Raw genomic sequence first — 4,817 nt, forward strand, 5'->3', positions numbered from 1 at the left:
CGCGCGTACCTGCTCAAGGAGGCGTTGCGGTTGGTGTTCACGTTGCCGCATGAGCAGGCTGTCGCTGCACTCGATGGGTGGATCAGCTGGGCGCGTCGCTGCCGGATCCCGGCGTTCGTGGCGTTGCAGAAGACGATCGTCAAACACCGTCCTCAGATCCTGGCCTCGATCGAGCACAACATGTCCAACGGCCGCGTCGAGTCGGTCAACACCAAGATCCGGTTGATCACCCGACGCGGCTTCGGATTCCACAGCCCCGACGCCCTCATCGCCCTCGCCATGCTCAGCCTCGGCGGAGCCCGACCCCAACTACCCGGCCGAAAGACCCACGGTTAGAGCACAAGAGCCTCCTTAAGTTCGTGTACGACCAGACGATCGACGGCGGACAATTCCGGGAGAATCTGACCGGAGCGCGAGTAACTCAAGACGTTGGGTGGCAGGACGCACCGATCACCGACGACGAGGCGGCTCAGGCAATGGAGTGGCTTCACACGAACGGGTTTCTGTCAGGTACGCCGACCTGGGGCGGAACGTTGCTTCGCCCGCAGTGCACACCGAAAGGTGTCAAATATGTCGAAACGGAGCGGTCGGTGAACGACTGGGACGAACCAGCTCATCCGCAAGGTACCAACATCACGATCTCGAACAGCACGGTCGGAAACTTCGCATCAAACAGTCCCGGTGCGACACAGAAGTCGAACCTCGCAGTGCAGACTCAAGCTGCGCGACAGCTCGCCGATAATCTCGACTCTGCTGCCGTGTCTCCCGGCGTATCTGCAGACGCAGCCGCTCGGGCACGGGAGGCGGCCGACGATTTGCGTGCCGAGGCCGACTTGCCGGAACCGAGCACCGAGCGCTTACGCGACAAATTTTGGCGGGTTTTGACCGATGTTGCTGGGGCTCTTGGCCAGTCAGCCGGAACAGCGATCGCCAGCGAAGCATCCGCCGCCCTGCAGAATGTGTTCGTCTAAGAACGAAGCCGCAGATTTCCTTCAGCCGGCGCGACATTCGCCTCAGTTGGCCGACATCATCCCGGTAACGCTAATCGCGATGCGCCTGTCGACCGGATTGATTCATCCGATGCGATACGCAGACACTTACTGGTAACCCTGCGTATTCGATTCCGTCGTATTCGCTCGCGATCGCGGGTCGTGCGGCTGACCAAGATGTATCGAGACCGATTTCGTCTCGATCCAGTTGGGCATTCAGTCGCAGATCGAGTTGATCGAAGGTCAGCCGCGGCCAGCGAGTGCGCGTCGATCAGCAAGAATGGTCGGATGGCCGTGTTCCCTCGTCTGCGCGATGTCTTCGGAGTTCCCGTCGACCAGATCGACGTTGCCGCGATCGAGCGAGCCATTCAGCGGCGCGCGCCGGAGAGTGAGCAGCTCGACTGGAAACGCGACCCGTACAAGCGGGGCAGCAGCGACGAGATCGCGAAAGACATCGCCGGCATGGCGAACAACGCCGGCGGCGTTGTCATTCTCGGCGTCGAGGAGGACGAGCACAGCCGGGCCACGGCGGCAACACCGTTTGCCGACAGCGTCGACGCGCTGATTGGAATGGTCAGCGAGGCTCGGCAGCGCCGAATCCGACCCTTCATTCCCGACCTCACCGTCACGGCGATCGATGCCGGCTCCGGCAACCACTTCATGGTGATCGTCGTCGGACGTAGCTACGATGCCCCGCACGCCGTCATGCCCGAAAGCCCAACTGCGACGACGTTGGCGTTCCCGATGCGCCAGATGACGACAACAGCGTGGCTCAAGGAGGACCAGGTCGCGGCGATGTACCGCAACCGATTTGCGGCGCACGCCGATGTCGCCGCATCGGTGGATGCCCTCATGGACGAGCACTCCCGCGGTCGCTGGTCACCGCAGCACTGGGTGTCGATTGCCGTCGCGCCAACCGTCCCGGGCACGCGTGCACCGGGTGTGTCTGCCCGAACCGCAGAAGTCGGATTCGCGCTCAGCTGGGCCGCAAACTGCGATATACCGGGCAGCAACTTTCACCTAGGCCTGAACGGGCTCGAACGCCAGGTACGGCCAGCGATCGGGCAAACCGTGATCTGGTTCTCCGGGGCTGCACTGCGCCTGGGACACGACGGTAGCGCCCACGTCACGCAGTCCATCACAAAGCTCGACCCGCACAGCGATGTCGACATGAGAACCCCGCTGTCCCATGCCGGTGGTCGCAATGGCGTTTGGGGCAGCACCGACGAGGTCGAATGGGCCTTGTTCACGGCCCTGAGTTACGCCGTCGACCACGCGATTAACACGGGCGCCAGCGGCGACCTCGAGGTGCGAGCCAAGCCGGAAATCGGGACGCCTGCTGGGGCTGAAAGTTCCCCGCTCGGGGGGCTGGCCAGCTGCAACCGGCACGGTACCTACCCGGCCACACACGGTGTTCCAGACTTGGCGGACATGCTCCAAAAGACCACGATCGCGTCGGCTACCGTCGGCATTAGCGACGGGGCCAACCACCGCACTACCGCGACCGCGGCATACCTCCTCGCTACCGACATCCTTGCGGAGTTCGGCATCGACGAACCCCGCCTGTTCGCTTACGACGGATGGGTGACCGTCGAGCACTTCGGGCCTCGCCTGAGAAACGACGGCGCTCCGGCCTGGGCGGCCGAACACGTCAACATCGATACAGCGTCGAACGTCGCCTCCCGCTAGCGTCATCCTGTGGTCTGAGAAGACAATCTGTCCAAATCAATTGTGAGACAAGCAATTTGAGAATACGTAGTGTTCTACTGCTAACCCTACATATTCGATCTGGTCGTATTGGCCGCAGTTGGCGGCCCAGATGGGCCCCGGTGATGTCCGTTCTGCGAATCGCGGAGAGAATTGAGCGGTGAGTTCGCATCGACAGACCCGGCGTCGGGGATCGACGTTGTGCGGTGCCGGCCATGAGTAAGGCGAGCGAGGCAGTAGCGGCCGCTGGCGGCTGGCGGACGTGGTTCGGTGCTGCTCGGACGCTTTCGTCGAGCGCGACGAAGGAAGAGAAGGCAAATCGGGGCCGGGAGCTCGAAGCAGCGCTCTTCGGGATGTTCACCGAAGCTTATCTCGCTCCGCGATCGAACTATCGACCTCGAGGAGAGGAGATCGACGGTTCGATCTGGTTAGACGGGCGGACATACCTGTTCGAAGCGAAATGGACCACCGCAGTCCATCCGGCATCAAGCCTCTATCAGTTCAAAGGCAAGGTCGAAGGCAAACTCACAGGGACTATCGGCCTGTTCTTCAGCATGAGCGGTTACAGCGACGACGCGGTAGACGCTTTGGTCGCGGGAAAAGAGCAGAACATAGTGCTTTTCGACGGCACTGATGTGGTGCTCGTGGTCGAAGACCAGGTCGATATCGCGACAGCGATTCGCTGGAAGCTGCGCGCGGCGGCCGAATCCGGCACCCCCTACGTGCCCCTGAATGACCTTCTGAGCAGTGTGCGCCTCGGGACAACGGTCGGACCCGAATCAAGCACAGTCTTCGTCGAAGGGCGGTTCGACGCAATGGTTTTCGAGTGTTTGCGCGATGTCCGGAATGCCGTGCAGCCAGTTCGGCTGGTGGCTACTGCCGGCCCCGGCAACATGGCACGCATGATCGATGCGGTACTGCAGGTAGCCGGGGAAGCTGCGCCGTTTTCCGCAATCCTCGAGGAAGATCAGGCCGGATATCGTTCAGGTAGTGAGGTTCAAGAGCTCGTCGATCGGATAAACGCCGCCGGTGGTAACGCCCAGTTGCTGTGGATCCCAGGTAGTTTGGAAGAGTCCATGGGACTCAATGATTCTGGCGGCCGTCCAAGCCGGCGAATGGGTCGTGATCAACTAATCCAGCGCCTGAAACGAGTCGACGTCGATGAGCGAGTAAGGCTTCACCCCGAACTAGAGCCTGTTCTCAGGGCCGTCGGGATTTCGGTGTCGAGACCTTAGTCGCCAAGTCCAGATATATCGTTCTTCGGTCGGAGGGAAGCTGTGCAGGTGGGCACGGCGCCGGGACTTGAAACGCTAGCCCAAATCGCGTGTGAGACAACTGTGCTACCAACATTGCGGGAACCTTGCGTGTTCGATTCCGGCGTATTCAGGGCGACTGGACATGGCGGGCGGCCCGGGCCGGGCCGGGCAAACAATCAGCTCGCGCTCGCGCTCCCTTTCGGGCGCTGGATTCGGCGCGTGCCGATCCGGTTGGGATCATCGATTTTGACCGTGAATCCGTTGTGCTGTTTTGGGAGCACGACGTCAACGGTGTTGGTCAGGATGATGTCGAGAGTCTGCGCGATCCGTCGGAGGCCTTCTCCGGCTGCATCTGTGTTTTTTGCCGTCAGGCCGTCGCTGATCTTGTGCCGGCGGCCGTACCCGCCGACAGCACGACCGATGTGTTGGTTCATCGCGTCGTAGATGTCTCGCGCGTTGCCGGATTCGGCGTCGACTCCGGTAACGTACTCGTGTTCTTTGCGCCATCGGTGGAAGTTCTCCGCTCTGTCACCCACTGCGGCAATCCATTCTGGCGATGCGACAAGGTCATCGAGCGCGTCGAGTGAGGCTGCATGGAGCGTGGGATCGAGGACTTGCCTGAGACGCGTCACTGTCGCACCGTTGAGCGACAGCCAGGCCTTGGGGTCGTCGGTAGCGAGTGGGACGTATGTCGGCCCCAGGGGACGGAGTTTCTCAACTCCATCGAGGCCAGCCTGCGCGGCAGGAGAAGTTCGAGCCACTCGCACGACGAAGTTGGCGAGCCGGTGCCCGACGCTGACGACATCATGGCAGGTCCCCGATAGTCGGACCACATCGTTCTAGAGCCGAATTCTGATTGAGGTCA

The 4,817-nt window shown here is 61.7% G+C and carries 5 protein-coding genes; all 5 read left to right on the forward strand.

Features of this window, described 5'->3' with window-relative positions:
• Window positions 1-336, forward strand: a 336-nt coding sequence (locus ACHIRB_RS09760; RefSeq protein WP_395127679.1) for a transposase, incomplete at its 5' end; no start/stop codon positions are given.
• Between the two features lie 23 nt (window positions 337-359).
• On the forward strand, window positions 360-971 hold the full coding sequence (locus ACHIRB_RS09765; RefSeq protein WP_395126663.1) for a hypothetical protein: 612 nt from the start codon (window positions 360-362) through the stop codon (window positions 969-971).
• A 306-nt stretch (window positions 972-1,277) separates the two neighbouring features.
• The gene (locus tag ACHIRB_RS09770) at window positions 1,278-2,678 is read left to right on the forward strand and encodes an AlbA family DNA-binding domain-containing protein (RefSeq protein WP_395126664.1); all 1,401 of its coding nucleotides are present in this window, start codon (window positions 1,278-1,280) and stop codon (window positions 2,676-2,678) included.
• A 233-nt stretch (window positions 2,679-2,911) separates the two neighbouring features.
• On the forward strand, window positions 2,912-3,931 hold the full coding sequence (locus tag ACHIRB_RS09775; RefSeq protein WP_395126665.1) for a hypothetical protein: 1,020 nt from the start codon (window positions 2,912-2,914) through the stop codon (window positions 3,929-3,931).
• 125 nt (window positions 3,932-4,056) lie between these two features.
• Window positions 4,057-4,539, forward strand: coding sequence for a hypothetical protein (locus tag ACHIRB_RS09780; RefSeq protein WP_395126666.1), 483 nt, complete (start codon window positions 4,057-4,059; stop codon window positions 4,537-4,539).
• The last annotated feature ends 278 nt before the right edge of the window (window positions 4,540-4,817 follow it).

Origin of the sequence: Antrihabitans spumae, assembly GCF_043944905.1 — a bacterium.
In the GTDB taxonomy this organism is placed as follows: domain Bacteria; phylum Actinomycetota; class Actinomycetes; order Mycobacteriales; family Mycobacteriaceae; genus Antrihabitans; species Antrihabitans spumae.